This window comes from Sphingomonas sp. (assembly GCF_035998645.1).
Taxonomy (GTDB): domain Bacteria; phylum Pseudomonadota; class Alphaproteobacteria; order Sphingomonadales; family Sphingomonadaceae; genus Sphingomonas.
The window spans coordinates 538,122-559,147 of sequence record NZ_DASYHL010000002.1; the positions used below are offsets into that span (position 1 = coordinate 538,122).

The 21,026-nt window shown below is 66.4% G+C and carries 19 protein-coding genes; 8 read left to right on the forward strand and 11 right to left on the reverse strand.

Going from position 1 to position 21,026, the window contains the following annotated elements:
- Positions 1-16 precede the first annotated feature (16 nt).
- Together VGN66_RS02925 and VGN66_RS02930 are read left to right on the forward strand one after the other, a co-directional pair.
- Positions 17-2,065, forward strand: a complete 2,049-nt coding sequence (locus tag VGN66_RS02925) for a S9 family peptidase (RefSeq protein ID WP_327517344.1) — start codon at positions 17-19, stop codon at positions 2,063-2,065.
- Between the two features lie 84 nt (positions 2,066-2,149).
- A complete protein-coding gene (locus VGN66_RS02930) occupies positions 2,150-4,255 on the forward strand; it encodes a PBP1A family penicillin-binding protein (RefSeq protein ID WP_327517345.1) in 2,106 nt (701 codons plus the stop codon).
- Here the strand turns inward: VGN66_RS02930 and VGN66_RS02935 are convergent.
- The 8 genes from VGN66_RS02935 to VGN66_RS02970 all read right to left on the reverse strand — a co-directional run bounded on the left by VGN66_RS02935 (position 4,252) and on the right by VGN66_RS02970 (position 14,561).
- Positions 4,252-4,953 carry an SDR family NAD(P)-dependent oxidoreductase gene (locus tag VGN66_RS02935; RefSeq protein ID WP_327517346.1) on the reverse strand — a complete coding sequence of 234 codons (702 nt, stop codon included), beginning with the start codon at positions 4,951-4,953 and terminating at the stop codon, positions 4,252-4,254. The two genes, VGN66_RS02930 and VGN66_RS02935, sit on opposite strands and share 4 nt — an antisense overlap.
- Positions 4,950-5,618 carry a glutathione S-transferase family protein gene (locus tag VGN66_RS02940; protein ID WP_066658930.1) on the reverse strand — a complete coding sequence of 223 codons (669 nt, stop codon included), beginning with the start codon at positions 5,616-5,618 and terminating at the stop codon, positions 4,950-4,952. Before VGN66_RS02940 ends, VGN66_RS02935 begins: the two co-directional genes overlap by 4 nt.
- Before the next feature lie 48 nt (positions 5,619-5,666).
- Complete coding sequence (locus VGN66_RS02945) at positions 5,667-6,017, reverse strand: hypothetical protein (RefSeq protein WP_327517347.1); 351 nt, start codon at positions 6,015-6,017, stop codon at positions 5,667-5,669.
- A gap of 4 nt (positions 6,018-6,021) precedes the next feature.
- Positions 6,022-10,530, reverse strand: a complete 4,509-nt coding sequence (gene gltB, locus VGN66_RS02950; RefSeq protein WP_327517572.1) for a glutamate synthase large subunit — start codon at positions 10,528-10,530, stop codon at positions 6,022-6,024.
- 8 nt (positions 10,531-10,538) lie between these two features.
- Complete coding sequence (locus tag VGN66_RS02955; RefSeq protein WP_327517348.1) at positions 10,539-11,168, reverse strand: DUF2059 domain-containing protein; 630 nt, start codon at positions 11,166-11,168, stop codon at positions 10,539-10,541.
- Between the two features lie 8 nt (positions 11,169-11,176).
- Positions 11,177-12,628, reverse strand: coding sequence for an NAD(P)-dependent oxidoreductase (locus VGN66_RS02960; RefSeq protein WP_327517349.1), 1,452 nt, complete (start codon positions 12,626-12,628; stop codon positions 11,177-11,179).
- Between the two features lie 141 nt (positions 12,629-12,769).
- Positions 12,770-13,570: an undecaprenyl-diphosphate phosphatase gene (locus VGN66_RS02965; RefSeq protein WP_327517350.1), complete on the reverse strand. Its 801-nt coding sequence runs from the start codon at positions 13,568-13,570 to the stop codon at positions 12,770-12,772.
- 61 nt (positions 13,571-13,631) lie between these two features.
- On the reverse strand, positions 13,632-14,561 hold the full coding sequence (locus VGN66_RS02970; protein ID WP_327517573.1) for a complex I NDUFA9 subunit family protein: 930 nt from the start codon (positions 14,559-14,561) through the stop codon (positions 13,632-13,634).
- 120 nt (positions 14,562-14,681) lie between these two features.
- Between VGN66_RS02970 and pdxH the strand changes: the two genes are divergently transcribed.
- Positions 14,682-15,260 carry a pyridoxamine 5'-phosphate oxidase gene (pdxH, locus tag VGN66_RS02975; RefSeq protein ID WP_327517351.1) on the forward strand — a complete coding sequence of 193 codons (579 nt, stop codon included), beginning with the start codon at positions 14,682-14,684 and terminating at the stop codon, positions 15,258-15,260.
- Positions 15,257-16,168 carry a cation diffusion facilitator family transporter gene (locus VGN66_RS02980; RefSeq protein WP_327517352.1) on the forward strand — a complete coding sequence of 304 codons (912 nt, stop codon included), beginning with the start codon at positions 15,257-15,259 and terminating at the stop codon, positions 16,166-16,168. The genes pdxH and VGN66_RS02980 overlap by 4 nt, the downstream gene beginning before the upstream one ends.
- On the opposite strand, the gene mnmA is transcribed toward VGN66_RS02980, so the two are convergent.
- Entirely contained in the window at positions 16,165-17,274 is a 1,110-nt protein-coding gene (gene mnmA / locus VGN66_RS02985; RefSeq protein ID WP_327517353.1) for a tRNA 2-thiouridine(34) synthase MnmA, read from the reverse strand. The two genes, VGN66_RS02980 and mnmA, sit on opposite strands and share 4 nt — an antisense overlap.
- Positions 17,275-17,388: 114 nt before the next feature.
- Between mnmA and VGN66_RS02990 the strand changes: the two genes are divergently transcribed.
- The 3 genes from VGN66_RS02990 to VGN66_RS03000 all read left to right on the forward strand — a co-directional run bounded on the left by VGN66_RS02990 (position 17,389) and on the right by VGN66_RS03000 (position 18,417).
- Positions 17,389-17,613, forward strand: coding sequence for a hypothetical protein (locus VGN66_RS02990; protein WP_224922140.1), 225 nt, complete (start codon positions 17,389-17,391; stop codon positions 17,611-17,613).
- A 100-nt stretch (positions 17,614-17,713) separates the two neighbouring features.
- Positions 17,714-18,013, forward strand: coding sequence for a DUF1153 domain-containing protein (locus VGN66_RS02995; RefSeq protein WP_224922141.1), 300 nt, complete (start codon positions 17,714-17,716; stop codon positions 18,011-18,013).
- A 143-nt stretch (positions 18,014-18,156) separates the two neighbouring features.
- The gene (locus VGN66_RS03000) at positions 18,157-18,417 is read left to right on the forward strand and encodes a GlsB/YeaQ/YmgE family stress response membrane protein (RefSeq protein WP_066658922.1); all 261 of its coding nucleotides are present in this window, start codon (positions 18,157-18,159) and stop codon (positions 18,415-18,417) included.
- Positions 18,418-18,506: 89 nt separating this feature from the next.
- On the opposite strand, the gene VGN66_RS03005 is transcribed toward VGN66_RS03000, so the two are convergent.
- Together VGN66_RS03005 and VGN66_RS03010 are read right to left on the reverse strand one after the other, a co-directional pair.
- Positions 18,507-19,217, reverse strand: coding sequence for an SIMPL domain-containing protein (locus VGN66_RS03005; protein WP_327517354.1), 711 nt, complete (start codon positions 19,215-19,217; stop codon positions 18,507-18,509).
- Positions 19,218-19,305: 88 nt separating this feature from the next.
- Entirely contained in the window at positions 19,306-19,566 is a 261-nt protein-coding gene (locus VGN66_RS03010) for a GlsB/YeaQ/YmgE family stress response membrane protein (protein ID WP_327517355.1), read from the reverse strand.
- 244 nt (positions 19,567-19,810) lie between these two features.
- Between VGN66_RS03010 and VGN66_RS03015 the strand changes: the two genes are divergently transcribed.
- Positions 19,811-21,022 (forward strand): efflux RND transporter periplasmic adaptor subunit, encoded by a 1,212-nt coding sequence (locus tag VGN66_RS03015; protein WP_327517356.1) that lies wholly within the window; start codon positions 19,811-19,813, stop codon positions 21,020-21,022.
- Positions 21,023-21,026: the final 4 nt, after the last annotated feature.

A 21,026-nucleotide genomic window follows, 5' to 3' on the forward strand; every position in this document is an offset into this window, starting at 1 on the left:
AACTGGAGGGAACACCATGAAACGACTCACCATCGCACTGCTTTCGGGGGCCGCGTTGCTCGCCGCCGGAACTGCCGCCACCGCCGGACCCGCGCCGCAATCGGGTGCCGACACGCTGATCCCGCGCGACAAGATTTTCGGCAACCCCAGCCGCGCCGGGGGACAGATCAGCCCCGATGGCCGCCACGTCAGCTGGCTCGCGCCCGTCGATGGCGTGATGAACGTGTGGGTCGCACCGATCGGCAACCTTGGTGCCGCCAAGGCAGTGACGAAGGAAGCCAAGCGGGGGCTCCAGAACTATTTCTGGGCCCCTGATGGCGCGCATATCATCTACCTCCAGGACGCCGGCGGAAACGAGAATTTCCGCGTGCATTCGGTCGATATCGCGACGCTGAAAGATACCGCGCTGACCAAGGCGGGCGACAAGGTGCGCGCGCAGATCCAGGGGGTGAGCAAACTACGCCCCGATGTCGTGCTGATCGGCCTGAACGACCGCAACCCGCAGTTTTTCGACCTGTACGAGGTCAATTACAAGACTGGCGCGACCAAGCTGGTGATGGAAAATCCCGGCTATGGCGGCTGGGTCACCGACAATCAGCTCAAGCCCCGCTTCGCCTTTCAGCAGGTGCCGGGCGGCGGCAGCAAATATTTCCGGCTGGGCGCGGACGGCAAATGGGCCGAGGTGCTGACGGTCGCGAACGAAGATTTCTTCACGACGGCACCGATCGGGTTCAACCGCGACGGCACGACGCTGTACTGGGTCGACAGCCGTGGCCGCGACAAGGCGGCTTTGGTCAAAATGGACGCAGCAAGCCTGAAGACCGACGTGATCGCGGGCAGCGACAAGGCGGACATTCAGGGGCTGCTGACCGACCCCGAGACCTATGAGCCGATCGCCTATTCGGTGAATTATCTGAAGAACGAATGGACCCCGCTCAACGCCGAGGCGAAGGGCGATCTGGACTTCCTCAAATCGAAACTGCCGGGTGAGGTTTCGATCGTGTCATCGACCGATGACGGGTCGAAGCTGATCGTCGCGGCGAGCGCGGCGGAGCAGCCGGCCACCGCCTATATCTATGACCGCAAGGCGAAGAGCGTGACCAAGCTCTACGAGACGCGGCCCGACCTGTCGGCCTATCCGCTCCAGCCGATGTGGCCGGTCGAGATCCCGACCGGCGACGGCAAGACCCTGGTCAGCTACCTCACTCTGCCGCCGGGTGCTGACGCCAACAAGGACGGCAAGGCGGACAGGCCGGTGCCGATGGTGCTGTTCGTCCATGGTGGCCCATGGGCGCGTGACGGCTATGGCTATAACAGCGCGCATCAATGGCTCGCCAATCGCGGCTATGCGGTGCTCAGCGTCAATTTCCGTGGTTCGACCGGGTTCGGCAAGGGCTTCGTCAACGCCGCGATCGGCGAATGGTCGGGCAAGATGCACCAGGACCTGATCGACGCGGTCGACTGGTCGATCGCGCGCGGCGTGACGTCGAAGGACAAGGTCGCGATCATGGGCGGCTCCTATGGCGGTTATGCGACGCTGGTCGGCCTCACCTTCACGCCGGACAAGTTCGCGTGCGGTGTCGACATCGTCGGCCCGTCGAACCTCAAGACGCTGATGGAGAGCTTCCCGCCCTATTGGCGCCCGATCCTTGAGGGCACCTTCTACAAGCATATCGGGGACCCCAGTAAGCCCGAGGATCTGAAGCGCATGATGGCGCAATCGCCAATCACCCGCGTCGACGCGATCACCAAGCCGCTGCTGATCGGTCAGGGCGGCAATGATCCGCGCGTAGTGAAGGCCGAGAGTGACCAGATCGTTGCGGCGATGAAGGCGCGGAAACTGCCGGTGACCTACATCAACTATCCTGACGAGGGGCATGGCTTTGTCCGGCCCGAGAACCGCCTGTCCTTCTTCGCAATCAGCGAGGGGTTCCTGTCCAAATGTCTGGGTGGCCGGGCGGAGCCGATGGGCGACTTTACGGGGTCGAGCATCGAGGTGCTCGAAGGCGCGCCCGATGTGCCGGGCCTCGCGGCGGCCGCACCCAAGCCGGCTGCGGCGAAATGAGCCGGGCGCCCGCCATGCCGCATCGCCGCGCATGGCGGGCGCTTGCCCATACTGTCATAAGGGCCTAATACAGTGCCCGGTTCCATGCGTTACGACACCCTTTATCCCGAGATCTCGGACCCCCGCGGCCCGACGGTCCCACCCCAGCCTGCGGCTGGCGGGGGCGCACAGCCGCCGCTTGGCGACTATACCGTCAACCTGCCCATCATCGTCCGGCGGCGGAAATGGCGCTGGGTGCCGCGCATTCTGGCGGTGCTGATCCTGTTGTTTCTGGCTGCGGTTGCCTGGTTGGTGTTCACTGCGCCGCTCTCCAAATCGCTCGAACCGCCCGTGCCGCCGTCGATCACCTTGCTGACGGCCGAAGGCACGCCGATCGCGCGCACCGGCGCGGTGGTCGGCAAGCCGGTCGATGCGGCGCAACTGCCGGAGCATGTCGTGCAGGCGTTCGTCGCGGTCGAGGATCGCCGCTTCCGATCGCATTGGGGCGTCGATCCGCGCGGCATCCTGCGCGCCTTCGTCAACAACATGTTCACCGACAATGGCCGTCAGGGTGGCAGCACGATCACGCAACAGCTCGCCAAGAACGCCTTCCTCAATTCCGACCGCACCTTTGGCCGGAAATTTCAGGAAGTGCTGATCGCCTTCTGGCTTGAGGCGTGGCTGACCAAGGACGAGATCCTCTCGCGCTATCTGTCCAACGTCTATTTCGGCGACAACCAATATGGCCTCGACGCCGCCGCGCGCCATTATTTCAGCCGCCCGGCGACCGACCTGACCGTGGCGCAGGCGGCGATGCTGGCGGGGCTGGTCAAGGCGCCGTCGCGGCTCGCCCCGTCGTCGAACCTGTCCGGCGCGCGCGAGCGGCAGGCAGTGGTCGTGAGCACGATGGTCGATGCCGGCTTCCTGACCGAGGCGGAGGGCAAGGCGGTTCAGCCCGCGCGCCTGCGCCTGTCCAAGGTCAAGACGCTGCCGAGCGGCACTTATTTCACCGACTGGGTGTTGCCTGAGGCGCGCGACCGGTCGGGTGAGATCGCCACCAACACGACGGTGACGACGACGCTGGAGGCGCGGATGCAGCGTGCCGCCGAACGCGCGGTGCGCAATGCCGGGCTGCGCAAGGCGCAGGTCGCGATTGTGGCGATGCGCCCCGATGGCCGCGTGATCGCGATGGTCGGCGGCAAGAATTACGCGGCCTCGCCCTTCAACCGCGCGACCCAGGCGCAGCGTCAGCCGGGATCGACGTTCAAGCTGTTCGTCTACCTCGCCGCGTTGCGCTCAGGGATGACCCCGGACAGCATCGTCCGCGACGAGCCGGTGACGCTCGGCGACTGGAGCCCCAAGAACAGCGATGGGCGCTATCGCGGCCCGATTACGTTGCGGGAGGCATTCGCGCGGTCGAGCAACGTCGCCGCCGCGCGGCTGACCCAGCGGGTCGGCGTTCCGGCGGTGATCCGTGCTGCGCGCGACCTTGGCATTACCAGCGCGATCCCAAGCGAGGCCTCGATCGCGCTCGGCACGTCGAGCGTGTCACTGATCGAGCTGACCGCCGCCTATGCCGCAATCGCCAGCGGTACCACGCCGGTGCGCCCGCGCGGGCTGGCCGATGCCGACGAACCCGGCTGGGCCGAGCGGCTGACCGGTGCCACCCGGTCGCTGTCGCGGCGCGAGCTGGAGGGGATGCGCGAGCTGCTCGCCGCGACGGTGAGCGAGGGGACCGGGCGCAGTGCGGCACTGGCGATCGACACATTCGGCAAGACCGGAACGACGCAGGACAATCGCGACGCGCTGTTCCTCGGCTATTCCAACGGCATCATCACCGGCGTGTGGATGGGCAATGACGACAACAGCCCCAATGCCGGGCTGGCCGGCGGTGGTGCCCCGGCGCGGGTGTGGCGCGACTTCATGAGCCAGGCGCTGGGCGTCGCGGCGCGTCCGCGGCCCGAGCCCGTGGTCGAGAATGTCACCGACATTCTGGTCGATGAAGGCGAGAACTTCATCGAGGACGGGATCGAGCTCGAGGGCAGCTTTGGCGGCCGCGAGCTTGGCGTGCGCGTCAACCGCGACGGCAGCATCGAAATGACCCGCCCGCGCCGCGAGGGGCCGCCGGAAGACGAGTTCGTTGACGAGCCGCGTGATCGCGGTCGGCGCGACGAACGGCGGCGGGAACAGGTACCCGAGGACGAGTTCTAGGCGGGAATTTTTACGCCGTCCCAGGCGAAGCACTTGCCGGTGTCGCCGGGCTTCAACGCCTCGATCACATCGAGCAATTGCAGCGCCGCGCGCTCGGCGTCGAACAGCTTGCCCGGTGCGACCGTCCCGCGAAACGGTGCCGACAGCTTCGTATCCACCGTGCCCGGATGCAGCCCGACCACGATCGACCGGTCATTGCGGCGCGCGGCGTCGATCGCGAAATTGCGGATCAGCATGTTGAGCGCCGCCTTGGACGCGCGATAGCCGTGCCAGCCGCCAAGGCGGTTGTCGCTGATGCTCCCCACCCGCGCCGACAGCGCCGCGAACACCGGAGTGCCGGTGCGCGGCATCAGCGGCAGGAAATGCTTGGCGACCAGCGCCGGGCCAATCGTGTTGACCGCGAACACGCGCGCCAGCCAGTCCGGATCAAGGTCGCGCAGCGCCTTTTCCGGCCCTCGCTCGCCCTCGCTCAAAATGCCGGTCGCAACGAAGATCAGCGATGGGGACGGCCCGGCCGCGACCCGCGCCGCGGCGGCGGCGATGCTCGCTTCATCGGTCAGGTCGAGCTGCGCGTCTCCGGTCAGCGACCGGCCGAAGCGCCAGACCTTGGCATAGGTCGCTTCCTCATCCAGCGCATCCGCGAACGCGCCGCCGATTCCGCCGCTCGTACCGATGACGACCGCGCTCGCCGCGCTCACAGGTCGAGCTTCTCGTAATCCGCCGGCGGGTTGATCCCCTCCATCCGCTCGGCGAGCAGCGGGCGGAAGCTCGGGCGGCTCTTCATGCCCACATACCAGCGCTTGGCCTGCTCATGGCTCTTCCAGTCGATCCCGCCCAGATAATCGGCGACGCTGATCTGCGCCGCGGCGGCAAGATCGGCGAGGCTCATCGTCGCGCCACCCAGCCAGGTGCGGTGGTCGAGCAGAAAGTCGATATAGTCGAGATGCGCGACCGCCGCCTTCATCGCCTCACGCAATGCGCCGCTGTCGGGCGTGGCGCGCTGGACGATGCGCTTGATCATCCGCTCGTTGAGCAACGGGCCGGTAATGTCGCGGAAAAACTGGTTGTCGAACCAGCTGACCAGCCGCCGGATCTCCGCGCGGTCGGCGGCGGTACCGTTGAGCAGGGCAGCCTTGCTCACCGTTTCCTCGAAAAACTCGCAGATCGCGACCGAATCGATCAGCACGACCCCGCGGTCATCCGCCATCACCGGGGTCTGCCCCGCCGGGTTCATGTCGAGGAATTCATCGCGCCGCGCCCAAGGCGATTCGCGCACCGGCTCATAGCCGACGCCCTTCTCACCCAGGACGAGCCGCACCTTGCGCGAGAAGGGGCACAGGGGGAATTGGTAGAGTTGCCACATGGCGACCGGCATAGGCGCGTGGGGCGTGGGGCGTAAAGGGAGGAAGGCTTAGATCACGCACCGATCGCCGACGATCCTCCATTGGACGCGTCCGCCATTTGTGCGGGTCGCGATCAGCCTTACACGGTCCCCTCTGTTATAGGTCGGTACGCAGCCCGCAGCAGCGGATACCCAGACGTCGCGACCATCATCCAGACGCATGGAAAAGTTCGTCCGTGTCACCGTCCGCTGATACTTGTTGATAGGTACGAACGGCTGGGCGGACACAACCGTGGCGCTGGTCGAGATCGGCTCTCCATCGCGGTCAGGCTGACGCGCCCAGGCCATTAGAAAGATCAAGCAAATCAGCCCGCCAACCGCGACCGCAGCTCCCACCTCTCCACGATCGATGTGGAGCATCAGCTCACTCCGCCGCAACCATCTCCACGCTGTCATCCAGCGGATGCGCCAGCCGCGTCAGCATCTCCTTCGGCACCACCTGCCAGAAATGGCCACGCGCCCGGTCCCAATCCTCGAGCAGGCCGCGTGACCATTTGCTGTCGGTCGCTTCGGCATGGTCGGTGATCAGGTTCTTGAGCACCGCCTCCCAATGCAGCGACGACAGCCGCTGCCACACGATGCTCTCGCCATTGGCGCGCGCGTCGAAGCTGCGGCTTTCGTCATAAATGAACGCCATGCCGCCGGTCATGCCCGCGCCGAAATTCGCGCCAACCTCGCCCAGCACCACCGCGACGCCGCCGGTCATATACTCGCAGCCATTGGCGCCACAGCCCTCGACCACGACCTGCGCGCCCGAATTGCGCACCGCGAACCGCTCGCCGGCCTGACCTGCGGCGAATAGGCGGCCTGAGGTCGCGCCATAGAGCACGGTATTGCCGATGATCGTATTGTCCTGGCTGGCGAGCGGCGAGCTGACCAGCGGGCGCACGATGATGGTGCCGCCCGACAGGCCCTTGCCGACATAGTCATTGGCGTCGCCGAATACCTCCAGCGTCACGCCCTTGCACAGGAAGGCGCCGAGCGACTGGCCGGCCGATCCGCGCAGGCGGATCTGGACGTGCCCGTCGTTGAGCTTCGACATGCCGAAGGTCCGCGTGATCTCGCTCGACAGCCGCGTGCCGACCGCGCGGTGGGTGTTGCGGACATTATAGGCGAGCTGCATCTTCTCGCCGCGTTCGAACACCGCCTTCGCGTCGGCGATGATCTGCGCGTCGAGGCTGTCGGGCACCGCATTGCGCCAGGTCGACAGGCTGAAGCGCCGCTCGCTCTCGTCCGCGTCCACCTTGGCGAGGATCGGGTTCAAGTCGAGATCGTCGAGATGCTCGGCACCGCGGCTGACCTGCCGCAGCAATTCGGTGCGGCCGATCACCTCGTTGAGGCTCTTGCAGCCGAGCTTGGCGAGGATCTCGCGCACTTCCTCGGCGATGAAGGTCATCAGGTTGATGACCTTTTCCGGCGACCCGGTGAACTTCTGGCGCAGCCGCTCGTCCTGCGTGCACACGCCGACGGGGCAGGTGTTGCTGTGGCACTGACGCACCATGATGCAGCCCATCGCGACGAGGCTGAGCGTGCCGATGCCGAATTCCTCGGCGCCCAGGATCGCGGCGATGACGATGTCGCGCCCGGTCTTGAGCCCGCCATCGGTGCGCAGCCGCACCCGGCCGCGCAGGCCATTGAGCGTCAGCGTCTGGTTGACCTCGCTCAGCCCCATTTCCCACGGCGTGCCAGCGTACTTCACCGAAGTCTGCGGTGACGCGCCGGTGCCGCCGACATGGCCGGCGACGAGGATCACATCGGCATGCGCCTTGGCGACGCCCGCCGCGACGGTGCCGATGCCCGCGCTGCTGACTAGTTTGACGCACACCCGCGCGCGCGGGTTGATCTGCTTGAGGTCGTAGATGAGCTGCGCCAGATCCTCGATCGAGTAGATGTCGTGGTGCGGCGGCGGCGAGATCAGCGTCACGCCGGGGGTCGAATGGCGTAGCCGGGCGATGAACTCGGTCACCTTGAATCCAGGCAGCTGCCCGCCCTCGCCGGGCTTGGCGCCCTGCGCGACCTTGATCTCCACTTCCTCGCACGCGCCGAGATATTCGGCGGTGACGCCGAAGCGGCCCGACGCGATCTGCTTGATCGAGCTGTTGGCGTTGTCGCCGTTCGAATAGGGCTTGTAGCGAACCGAATCCTCGCCCCCCTCGCCCGACACCGCCTTGGCACCGATGCGGTTCATCGCGATCGCCAGCGTCTCATGCGCCTCGGGCGACAGCGCGCCCAGCGACATGCCCGGCGTCACGAAGCGCTTGCGAATTTCGGTGATCGCCTCGACCTGATCGATCGCGACGCCCTCGGTCGGGAAGTTGAACTCCAACAGGTCGCGCAGATACACCGGCGGCAGATCGCGCACCCCGCGCGCGAATTGCAGATAGGTCGAATAGCTGTCGGTCGACACCGCAGTCTGCAGCGTGTGCATCAGCTGCGCCGAGTACGCATGCGTCTCGCCGCCATGCCGCTGGCGGTAGAAGCCGCCGATCGGGAGCGTGGCGACCGCGCTGTCATAGGCGGCATCGTGGCGCATCTGGGCGTTCAGATGCAGCGAGGCATAGCCTTCGCCCGAAATCTTCGCGGGCATGCCGGGGAAGAAGTCGTTCACCAGCGCGCGGCTGAGCCCAACCGCCTCGAAATTATAGCCGCCACGATAGCTGGAGATTACCGCGATCCCCATCTTCGAAATGATCTTGAGCAGTCCCTCGTCGATCGCCTTGCGGTGGTTCTTCAGGCATTGCTCGAACGACAGGTCGCCGAACAGCCCGCGCGCATGGCGGTCGGCAATCGCGGCTTCGGCCAGATAGGCGTTCACGGTGGTCGCCCCGACGCCGATCAGCACCGCATAATAATGCGTGTCGAGGCATTCGGCGGTGCGGATGTTGACGCTGGCATAGCTGCGCAGCCCCTTGCGCACGAGGTGCGTGTGCACCGCCGCCGCCGCCAGCACCCCGGCAATGGCGATGCGATCGGGGCCAACGGCCTCGTCGGTCAGGAAAATCTCGGTCTTGCCAGCGCGCACCGCCTGTTCGGCCTGAAGCCGGATATCGGTGATCGCAGCGCGCAGCGTCTCCGGGCCGCCCCCGGCGGGGAAGCTATAGTCGATCTCCGCCGCCTGCGCGCCGAAATAGCTCTTCAGCCGCGCCCAGTCGCCATTGGTCAGCACCGGGCTTTCGAGCACCAGCACCTTGTTCGCGGTCTCGGCCGTATCGAGGATGTTGGCGAGATTGCCGAACCGCGTCTTGAGCGACATCACATGCCGCTCACGCAAGGAATCGATCGGCGGGTTGGTCACCTGGCTGAAATTCTGACGGAAGAACTGGCTGATCAGGCGCGGCTTGTCGCTGATGACCGCCAGCGGCGTGTCGTCGCCCATCGACCCGACCGCTTCCTTGGCGTCGGTCACCATCGGCGACAGGATCAGCTCCATATCCTCCAGCGTCTGCCCGGCCGCGACCTGACGGCGGGTCAGTTCGGCGCGCGTCCATGCCGACGCCGCATCGGTTGCGGCGGGCAGGTCGTCGATCCCCATGAACTCGCCGATCATCGACGCGTAATCATATTCCCCGGCGATGCGGTCCTTGACCTCGCCATCGGTGTAGAAGCGCCCTTCGTCCAGATCGACCGCGATCATCTGGCCCGGCCCCAGCCGCCCCTTGGCGACCACGGTCGCTTCGGGAATCTGGACCATCCCGGTCTCCGAGCCGACCACCAGCAGACCGTCGGACGTGCGGGTGTAGCGCAGCGGACGCAGCGCATTGCGGTCGACGCCGGCGACGGCCCAGCGGCCATCGGTCATCGCGAGCGCGGCGGGGCCGTCCCACGGCTCCATCACGCTGGCGAGATATTTGTACATCGCCAGATGCTTGTCGGGCATCGCGTCGACCGCCTGCCACGCTTCGGGCACCAGCATCAGCTTGGCGGTCGGCGCATCGCGGCCCGAGCGACAGATCGCCTCGAACACCGCGTCCAATGCGGCGGTGTCGGACGCACCCGCCGGGATCACCGGCTTGATATCCTCCGAATGCTCGCCGAACGCGGTCGCCGCCATCTTGATCTCGTGGCTCAGCATCCAGTTCTTGTTACCGCGGATCGTGTTGATCTCGCCATTATGCGCGAGGCAGCGGAACGGTTGCGCCAGCCACCATTGCGGGAAGGTGTTGGTCGAATAGCGCTGGTGAAAGATCGCGACGCGGCTGACGAAGCGTTCGTCGCGCAGGTCGGGGTAGAATTCCGACAGCGATTCCGCGAGGAACAGCCCCTTGTAGATGATCGATCGGCACGACAGCGAACAGATATAGAAACCGCTGATCTGCGCGGCGATGACCTGCTTCTCGATGCGACGGCGGACGAGGTAGAGGTTCTTCTCGAACTCCGCCTCGCTCTGTGCGTCGGGCATCGGCCCGGCGATCATGATCTGCTCGATCTCCGGCCGGGTCGCCTGCGCCTTTTGCCCGATGACCGAGACATCGACCGGCACCTGCCGCCAGCCATAGATGGTGTAGCCGGCATCGATCAGCACGCTTTCGACGATCGTGCGGCACGCCTCCTGCGCGCCCAGATCGACGCGCGGCATGAAGATCATGCCGACCGCAAGCCGGTTGGGCAGCACGCGATGCCCGCTGGCGAGCACCGCATCGTCGAAGAAGCGCAACGGCAAGTCGACATGCAGCCCCGCGCCATCGCCGGTCTTGCCATCGGCATCGACCGCGCCGCGATGCCACACCGCCTTCAACGCATCGATCGCACCCTGCACCACGCGGCGCGAGGGCTGTCCATCGATCGCCGCGACCATGCCCACGCCACAGGCATCGCCCTCGAATTCGGGGCGGTACATGCCTTCACGGGCGAGGCGTTCGCGTTGGGTTTCCATCGGTTCAGTCACTTGGAAGCATCCTGCTTGGGCGGCGGGGGCAGATGGGCCATGGCCTTTTCGGCCTTGGCCATGATCGCCGGCATCGCCTTCATCAATTCGGGCATGGCAGCAGTCATTTCCTGCATCACCTCAGGGTCCATGAAGGTCGCGAGATAGTCGGCGGAAAATGCCTTGCCGGTTGGCGTCGAGAAGAAGTTATCGAGCTCGGTCAACTGGGCCGTAGTGAACTTGCGGGCGAAAGCGCGGGACAGGCCTGCGCGCAGTCCCGGTTCGATCTTGTCGAACACAACGCCCATTTCTTCGGACATGACCCGGGACATGATCGTCATGCGCTCGCGAAAATGCGGATCGGCCTTGGCCATGGCGTCGCCCACGCGCAGGTCGCTTCCCGCGCCGTCCTTCCCGGTCAGCTCTCCCGCGGTCATGCCCATCATCTGCCCCATCATCGCTTCCATCATGGCGGGGAACTGATCGCGCATCATCCGCAGATAAGTGCCGGGAGGAACCAAGGCGGTGGCGACCCGTTCGGCGGCGGCCAAACGGGCGGGATCGATTTGAGACGCTGCGGCGGGCGCGACCGGCGCGGTTTGCGCCAATGCGGGGGCAGCAGCGCTGAGCGCGGCGGCGAGGATCAAAGGGCGGATCATGCTGCAACCTTTCCGGCGGCGACCGCCATCTTCTGCGCCTTCAACCAAGCATGCATCCGCTCGCTCACATCGCGCCCGTCGCGGATCGCCTGCACCACGAGGCTCGCGCCCTTGACGATGTCGCCCGCCGCAAACACGCCGTCGAGGTTGCTCATCATCGTGCGCGCGTCGGTGCGCACCGTGCCCCAGCGGGTGACGCCCAGCGCGGGCGCGTTGAACAGGACCGGCAGGTCTTCGGCATCGAAGCCAAGCGCCTTGATCACCAGATCGGCGGGGACGTCGAACTTCGCGTCGGGATCTGGTTCGGGCGCGCGGCGGCCGCTGGCGTCGGGGGCGCCGAGCCGCATGCCGACCGCCTTGACCGCGCTCACCTGCTCGCCGCCCTCAAATGCTTCGGGGGCGGAGAGCCAGACGAATTCGACGCCTTCTTCCTCGGCATTGGCGGTTTCGCGCTGGCTGCCCGGCATGTTGGCGCGGTCGCGGCGATACAGGCACTTCACCGATTCCGCGCCCTGACGGATCGCGGTGCGGACACAGTCCATCGCGGTGTCCCCGCCGCCGATCACCACGACGTTCTTGCCCGCGGCATTGAGGCTGCCATCCTCGAACGCCGGGACGCTGTCGCCAAAGCTCTTGCGGTTCGAAGCGATCAGATAGTCGAGCGCATCGACCACGCCGTTCGCGCCGACGCCCGGCGCCTTGATCACGCGCGGCTTGTACACGCCGGTCGCGATCAACAGCGCGTCGTGCTTCTGGCGCAGCTGCTCCAGCGTCGCATCCTTGCCGACGTCGAAACCGAGGTGGAAGACGATGCCGCCCGCCGCCAGCCGGTCGGTGCGGCGGGTGACGATGTGCTTTTCCAGCTTGAAGCCGGGGATGCCATAGGTCAGCAGCCCGCCGGCGCGATCGTGCCGGTCATAGACGTGCACGTCATAGCCGAGCACGCGCAGATACTCCGCCGCAGTCAGGCCCGCCGGACCCGCGCCGATCACGCCGACCGACTGGCCGCGCGCGGGGCCGGGCTGCAACGGCTCGACCCAGCCCTGATCCCAGGCGGTGTCGGTGATGAACTTTTCGACCGACCCGATCGTGACCGTGCCGTGGCCGGAGGATTCGATGACGCAATTGCCCTCGCATAGCCGGTCCTGCGGACAGATGCGGCCGCAAATCTCGGGCATGGTCGAGGTGCTGTTGGACAGCTCATAGGCTTCGCGCAGCCGCCCCTCGGCGGTCAGGCGCAGCCAGTCGGGGATGTGGTTGTGGAGCGGGCAGTGCACCGAGCAATAGGGCACGCCGCATTGCGAACAACGCCCGGCCTGATCCTCGGCAGTGGGCGGCGCATAGCGCTCCGCGATTTCGCGGAAATCCTCCGCCCGCAGCTCAGGATCGCGCTTGGGCGGAAATGCCTGCGCACGATCGACGAATTGGAGCATCACATCCTTTGCCATGCGGCGCGGATGGCAGGATTTCCCTGCTGAGTCACGTAAAAATGGCAAAGTAGGTCAACTATGCTGCCCTATTAACCGCTGTTTTTGAAATGCGCTAACCGGTCGCGCAACATCATTTCAAATGTAGGTCCGTATCGGTCCTTAGCGCAGTGACAGGAAGAGGATGGCCACCGCGCCAAGTACGATTCGATACCAGGCAAAGGGGGCAAAGCCGAAGCGGCCGACGATCTTCACGAACGCCTTCACCACCAGCAATGCGACGATGAACGACACGCCCAGCCCGATCGCGATGCCGCCAAGGTCGTCGGCGCTCAGCAGGTCGCGGTCCTTGTACAGAGAATAGGCGGTCGCCCCGGCCATGGTCGGCACGGCGAGGAAGAAGCTGAACTCCGCCGCCGTCTTGCGCTCGACCCCCATCAGCAGCGCGCCCATGATCGTCGCGCCCGACCGGCTGACGCCCGGGATCATCGCGATGCACTGGACCAGCCCGATCGTGACCGCGGTCGTGAGCGGCATCGTCTCGACCCGCTCGACCTTCACCACCTTCACCATCCGCTCGATCACAAGAATCACGATGCCCCCGACGATCAGCGCCACCGCGACGGTCATCGGCGACTGGATCAGCGCACGGATCCCCTCATACGCGACCGCGCCGATCAGCATCGCGGGCAGAAATCCGATCAGGATGTTGCGGGTGAACCAGATCGCCTCGCGCTCCCCACGCAAAAGGCCCATGCCGATGCCCCAGAAGCGCCGCCAATAGGCAACCAGCACCGCGAGGATCGCGCCAAGCTGGATCGCGACCTTGAACGCCACCGATCCTTCGCCGGTAAAGCCAAGCAGCTCCCCCGCAAGGATCAGATGCCCGGTCGACGACACGGGCAGGAATTCGGTCAGCCCCTCGATAATGCCGAGGATGATGTAGATTGCGATGTCGCTCACGGCGCGGGTCCTCCGCCGGGTGCGCCCGGCTGTTCAAATCTGCCGGCGGTGGCAGCGGCGGTCAGGCGTGGCGCGCGTCCGCAAACCGGCCATGTTTGCGATACTGGACCAGCCAGTGCGGCGCGACTGCGGCAAGCGGGGTGGGCGCGATGTCGAACGCGGCAAGGCCGTCGCCCGATGCGACATTATCCTGCTGCAGCATCAGCCACTGGTCCCAGCTGATCGGCGCGCCCGGCAGGAAGCCGAGCGACGCCAGCGCGGCACCGGCAACATCGGGCAGCTCGACCACCGGCTTGTCGCGCCCGATCGCGCCGAGCAGCCAGCGGTGGAACTCGGTGAAGCTCATCGCGTCCGGACCGCCCAGATCGAATGTCTGGCCGGCATAGCGTGCAGGCTCGGCGATCGCGCGGGTCACGGCCTGCGCGACATCGGCGACCCATACCGGCTGGATCTTGGTCCCGCCCTTGAGCACCGGCACGAACGGCAGCGATGCGGCGAGCGCGGCGAAGCGGTTCACGAACTGATCCTCGCGCCCGAACATCAGGCTGGGGCGCAGGATCGTCGCGGACGGGAACGCCGCGCGCACCGCCGCCTCGCCATCGCCCTTTGACCGGCCATAGGCCGACGGCGACTCGCTATCGGCGCCGATAGCGGACATCTGGACGAAACTGGTCGCGCCCGCCGCCGCAGCGGCCTTGGCCGCATTGCCCGATCCGCGCGCGTTGACCACATCCATGCTGTTGCCGAACACGCCGACCAGATTGACCACCGCATCCGACCCGGCAAGCGCGCGGGTAAGGCTGTCGGGGCGGGTCACGTCGGCGACGACGAACTGGGTCTGGCCAAGGCCGCCCAGTGGCTTGAGGAACCACGCCGCGCGCGGATCGCGCTGCGCAATCCGCACCCGCGCGCCGGCCTTCAGCAGCGACTGGGCGATATAGCGTCCGGCGAACCCGCCGCCGCCGATCAACGTCACCAGCTTGTCCTTCATCGCGTCCTCGAACAATTTGACCAAAGCCTGCGCTCCCCATGCCGCGCGATGCACCAAAGGGCAATGCCGGGATCACCGTTCCCCCTCCCGCTTGCCGCGCCAAGGGTCTATGGCGGTGGCATGACCGACGATCCCTTTGCCCTGTTCGACGCCTGGTATCGCGAGGCACGCACCACCGAGATCAACGATTCCAACGCCATGGCACTGGCGACGGTGAGCGCCGATGGTCAGCCATCGGTGCGGATGGTGCTGCTCAAGGGCCATGGGCCGGAAGGCTTCACCTTCTATACCAACCGCGACGGCCGCAAGGCGGGCGAGCTCGAAGCCGTTCCGCGCGCTGCGCTGCTGTTCCACTGGAAGTCCCTGCGCCGCCAGATCCGGATCGAAGGGCCGGTCAGCCGCGTGGCCGATGCCGAGTCCGACGCCTATTTCGCCAGCCGCAGCCGCGATTCGCAGCTCGGCGCATGGGCCAGCGACCAGTCGCGCCCGCTGCCCGACCGTGCGACCTTTGAAGCGCGGTTTGCGCAGATGCAGGCGCGGTTCGACGGCGGCGATGTGCCGCGCCCGCCGCACTGGGGCGGCTATCGCGTGACGCCGAGCCGACTTGAGTTCTGGATGGATCGCGAACACCGCCTGCATGAGCGTCGCGTGTTCGTCCGCAATGGCGACAGCTGGGACGAAGGCCTGCTTTACCCATGAGCGCCACCCCGACCCGGGCGGCAATCGCAAGCGTCTGTGCGGCGCTGCTGCTCGGCGGGCTCAAGGCTTATGCGGCGTGGACGACCGGATCGGTGGCGATGCTGGCCAGCCTGTCCGACTCGGTGCTCGACCTGATCGCGTCGCTGGTGACGCTGGCGGGGGTGCGCATCGCCGCGCAGCCCGCTGATGCCAACCACCGCTTCGGCCATGGCAAGGCTGAGGCGCTGGCGGCGCTGTTTCAGGTGGTGCTGATCTCCGCCTCCGCCACCTTCATCGCAGTGCGGGCGATCGAGCGGCTCAGCAGCGGCGAAGTCGCGGCCGATCCGGAGGCCGGGATCATCGTTTCGGTGATCGCGATCGGCGTGACGCTGCTGCTCACCGCCTATCAGGCGCGCGCCATCGCCGCGAGCGGATCGATCGCGATCCGCACCGACCGGCTTCACTATCAATCCGACCTGTTGCTCAACAGCGGCGTCATCGCCGCATTGGTGCTGGAATCGGTCCTGCACTTGCGTGGCGCGGACCCGGTGTTCGGCATCGGCATCGCGTTGTGGCTGCTCTGGGGAGCGTGGCATGCGGCGATCGACGCGATCGGCCAGTTGATGGATCGCGAATGGCCGCAGGAAAAGCGCCGCGCCTTCATCGCCTGTGCTGCGGCGATCCCCGGGTTCGAAAGCCTCCACGACCTGCGCACCCGCACCAGCGGATCGCAGGACTTCGCGCAATTCCATATCCATGTCCCCGCCACGATGAACGTCGCCGAGGCGCATGACGTGGTCGAAGCCCTCGAAGCCCGGCTCGAAGCCGAATTCCCCGGCACCGAAATCCTGATCCATGTCGATCCGGAGGGGCAGGTCGACCGCCCCGGCGATCCGCTGCGCGAGGCGAATGAGCTGGGCGGCGCCTAGACCGCGACCATCTCCGCGCGTTCGGTCTGCGTGATCCAGCCGCCGCCGAGCACGCGCTCGCCCGCATAAAGTACCGCCGCCTGTCCCGGCGCGACGCCATATTCGGGCGCGTCGAACACCACCCGGCCGCCATCGAGCCGCGCCGGCACGGGCCGCGCCATCGAGCGGACCTTGGCGCTCAGTGGGCCGCGATGGCTCCCCCCGATCCAGTTCAGCCCCTCGATCCGCGCGGCACTGACCGCGAGTGCAGACTTCGGCCCGACCACCACATCGCGCGTCGCCGGGTCGAGCCGCAGCACATAGAGCGGCTCGGGGCTGCCACCGATCTCAAGCCCGCGGCGCTGGCCGACGGTGAAATGGATCAGTCCCTTGTGCGCGCCGAGCTTGTTGCCCGCTTCGTCGATAATCGCCCCGGCGGTGTCGGCTTCCGGGCGCAATTTCTTGACCAGGCTGGCATAGTCGCCATCGGGGACGAAGCAGATGTCCTGGCTGTCGGGCTTGCCCGCAACGCCCAGGCCGATCTCCGCCGCGATCTCGCGCACCCGCGCCTTGGGCAGTCCGCCCAGGGGAAAGCGCAGGAAATCGAGCTGGGCGCTGGTCGTGGCGAACAGGAAATAGCTCTGGTCGCGCGCCGGATCGGCGCCCTTGTGCAGCTCCGGCCCCTCGGCACCCTCGACGCGCTGCACATAATGGCCGGTGGCGAGGCAATCGGCACCCAGATCACGGGCGAGCGCGAACAAATCGGTGAATTTCGGCCCCATATTGCATTTGACGCACGGGATCGGGGTGCGCCCCGCCAGATAGGTGTCGGCGAAATCGTCGATCACGGTCTCGCGAAAGCTGCTTTCATGGTCGAACACATAATGCGCAATGCCGAGGCGATCGCACACCGCGCGCGCGTCGCGGATGTCGCGGCCCGCACAGCAACTGCCCGCGCGCCCGACCGCTTCGCCATGATCATAGAGCTGCAGCGTGACGCCGATCGTCTCCGCCCCGGTGCGCGCGGCGAGCGCGGCCACGACCGAACTGTCGACGCCGCCGGACATGGCGACCACGATTCGCCGCTTCTCAAGCGGCCCGGAAAGCTGAAAATCGCCGGTGAACATCGCCGCGCACATAGTGGTTTCACGATAGCGATGCAAAAGCGCTGTGTTTACCGGGCTTTCAGCCTTCGCCGTTAAACGGGGTCAGATGAGTTCGACCGATGACAGCAGGCTCCAGTGGATCTGAGCTTCCGATTCGACCGCGATGTCGGGGCGACGCCGATCGCCGCGCCCGTCGCCGTTCTGCTCGCCGCGGCGGCAGTGCGTCAGTCTGCGAGCCGAACCGCGCGCCTGCAGATCCGACTCGATCGGCTGACACCCGCGCACGGATTGCTCGCGCCGCCGCATGGCGCGTTCAACCTGGCGGTCGAGCGCACGCTAACCCGGTGGCAAGTTCGATGAAGGCGCCGTTTACCGTGCCGTTTAGGCGAAGCGAAATCCGCGGACGTTATGACGGGCTTCAGACGCAGTTGGGGACCCCCCGCCCTGATCGAGGTATGGAATGATTGAAAACCAGAAGATCCGCCCAGCGAAAGTGATCGGTCCGCTCGGTGAGCCACTGACACTCGATTCGCTGCCGCCGCCCGAAACGACCCGCTGGGTCGTGCGGCGCAAGGCGGAGGTCGTCGCGGCGGTCAATGGCGGCCTGCTCAGCGTTGACGAAGTGTGCGAGCGCTATGGCCTGACGGTCGAGGAATTCGCCGGCTGGCAGCGCGCGATCGACCGCTCGGGCATGCCCGGCCTGCGCGTGACACGGATCCAGCACTATAAGTCGCTCTACGAGCGTCAGCAAAAATACTGACATGATCCCGGTGGCATAGGCCGGACTCTGACCCTCTCTCCCATCCGCCCGCGCCTCAAAACGCGGGCGGAACCATTTTCAGCCCCTGCGCGTCTTCGCCCCACATCGTTCGCAAATGTGCGAACGTCACAGTGGAGGACGACATGGACCTGGTTGGACTGATTGTCTGGCTCGTAATTGGCGGCGTGGTCGGCTGGCTCGCCAGCCTCGTGATGCGCACCGACGCCCAGCAGGGCATTTTGCTCAACATCGTCGTCGGTATCGTCGGCGCGTTCATCGGCGGCCTGCTGTTCGGCGGCTCGATCAACAGCGCGATCACCGTGATGACTTTTGTGTCGTCGCTGGTCGGCGCGATCATCCTGCTCGCGATCGTCAATCTCGTACGTCGCGGCTCGGTGCGTTAATCGCTTGAACCAACTTCGCTGGGTGCGGCATCGACCCGCTCAGCAACCAACAAAAAGGGGCCGTCCCGGCTGGGGCGGCCCCTTTTCCTTCACTTGAGCAGGAAGCGGACGCGGACGTTCGCGCTGACCTGCTGTTCGCCCGGCGCGATCTGGGTCGAATCCTTGGCTTCGGCGCGGACCATCATCTGCGGCACCGGGCCGGGCGTGCCACCGTCGCTACCTTCGCTGACCATCAGGATGCGATCGACCCGCATCCCGAGCGCGCGGGCATAGAGGGCGGCGCGCTCGCGGGCGCGCTTTACCGCGTCGACGCGCGCCTCATCCATCGCGGAATCGACCGCATCGATTGTCAGGCTCGGTCCGTCGATCTGGTTCGCGCCCTGCTTGACCAGCGTGTCGAGGATCGTGCCGCTGCGCGCGATCTCGCGAAACTTCACCGACACGCTGTTGCTCGCCTGATAACCGGTAATCACCGGCGGCTGATTTTCGGCATAGCGATATTGCGGGCTGAGCGAGATCGTCGCGGTTTGGATGTCGCGATCGGCGATGCCGGCGCCCTTGAGCGCGGTGAGCACCGATGCCATCTGCCGCGCATTGGCGGACAGCGCCTCGGCGGCGGTTGCGGCCTGGCTGACGACGCCGGCGCGGATCACCGCGATGTCGGGAACGCGATTGACCCGCCCCTCCGCCACCACATCCAGCAGCGTGCCTTCGGCAACCGTTGCGGTCGGGGCAACCTGCGCGGCAGCAGCGAGCGGAAAGGTCGCGGCGAGTGCGGCGGCGGTCATCAGTCGGATCATCTAATCAGGGCCTTTCAACAAACAGTGTCCCGCCGCTGCATGGGGCAGGGCGGGACAACAAGGGCTGAACGAACCCTGCAGCGTGCGTTCAGCGCGTGCGACGCGTCATCACCAGCCGATAGAGCGCGAGCAGTACGATCGCGCCGACAGTGGCGGCGATGTAGCTGTTGAGCGTATTGGTCAGGTCGACCCCGACCGACGGTGCGGCGAACCCGGCGAGCAACGCGCCGGCGATACCGATCAGAATGGTGACGATGATACCACCCGGGTCCTTGCCCGGCATGATCAGCTTGCCAAGGACGCCGGCCACAAGGCCGATGAGGATCCATTCGAGAATGTTGTCCGGCATGTTTCCTTCCTCCAGTCGCCTCCGTCCCCGATCAGGCTGGAGCCAGCGACAGCCGGAGATTGCCCGATGGGCGCCCCGCTGAATACCCCCATTTGGGCGCGACTCCGCCTTGCGCCGAGTGGTCAAAACGGGCATCTGGCGCGCACTGTAAAACTGCCCTTGAGGCAAGTGACTTATTCAGATAATACAGCGCGACGGGGAGTGCCCGCGTCGACCTTTGGGTCGGGGGTGAAAGAGGTCGCGCATGAATTACGAGGCTCGGATGTTCGGTGGGGAAGAACGGCTCGCTCTGACGGGTGAGGGAGAGAAAAGGTCGCGCCGCAAATGGTGGATCATCGCCGCTGTGATCGCGCTGGTCGTGATCGTGGCCGCGTGGGTCGCATTCGCCTCGGGCGGGGCTGGCGACAAGGCTGATCCGGCCAAGGCTGGCGCCGCCAATGGCGGACAGGGCGGCGACCGTCAGTTGCCGACGGTCACCGTCGCGATTCCGGGCCGCAACACCATCGCCAGCGTGATCACCGGCACTGGCTCGCTCGCCGCGCGCCGTGAGATGCCGGTCGGCGTCGCGGGCGAAGGCGGTATGGTCACCCGCGTGCTCGTCGAGCCGGGCGACTGGGTCGCTGCGGGGCAGGTGCTCGCCACCGTCGACCGTTCGGTGCAGAGCCAGACCGCCCAGTCGCAGGCCGCCAGCATCCGCGTCGCGCAGGCTGATCTCAGCATCGCGCAGGCCGAGCTCGATCGCTCGCAGCAACTGCTCTCACGCGGCTTCGTGTCCAAGGCGGACATCGATCGCAAGACCGCCACCCGCGACGCCGCCGCCGCCCGCGTGCGCGTTGCCCAGTCGCAGCTGTCGGAAACGCAGGCGCGCAACCGCCGCCTCGATATCCGCTCGCCCGCAGCAGGCCTCGTCCTCACCCGCTCGGTCGAGCCGGGTCAGATCATCAGCTCGGGCTCGGGCGCGCTGTTCCGCGTCGCCCAGGGCGGCCAGATGGAGCTGCGCACGCAGCTGAGCGAAGCCGACCTCCACCGCATCCCCGCCGGCGCCCGCGCCGAGGTGAATCCGGTCGGGATGGACGAAGTGTTCACCGGCGAAGTGTGGCAGGTGTCGCCGATCATCGACCCACAGACCCGTCAGGGCATCGCCCGCATCGCGCTGTCGTTTGACAAGGCGCTGCGCCCGGGCGGCTTTGCCTCGGCGCGGATCATGGCCGGCGGCGCGGTCGCCCCGCTGCTCCCGCAGTCGGCGATCCAGAGCGACGCCAAGGGCAATTTCGTATATATCCTCAATGCGAAGAACGAGGCGGAGCGTCGCGGCGTGACCACGGGTGAGGTGTCCGATGCGGGCGTCGCGATCACCAGCGGCCTTGCCGGAAGCGAGCGTGTGGTGATCACCGCCGGCGCCTTCCTCAACCCGGGTCAAAAGGTTATTCCCAACCTCACCACCCTGAAGCGGTAAAGGC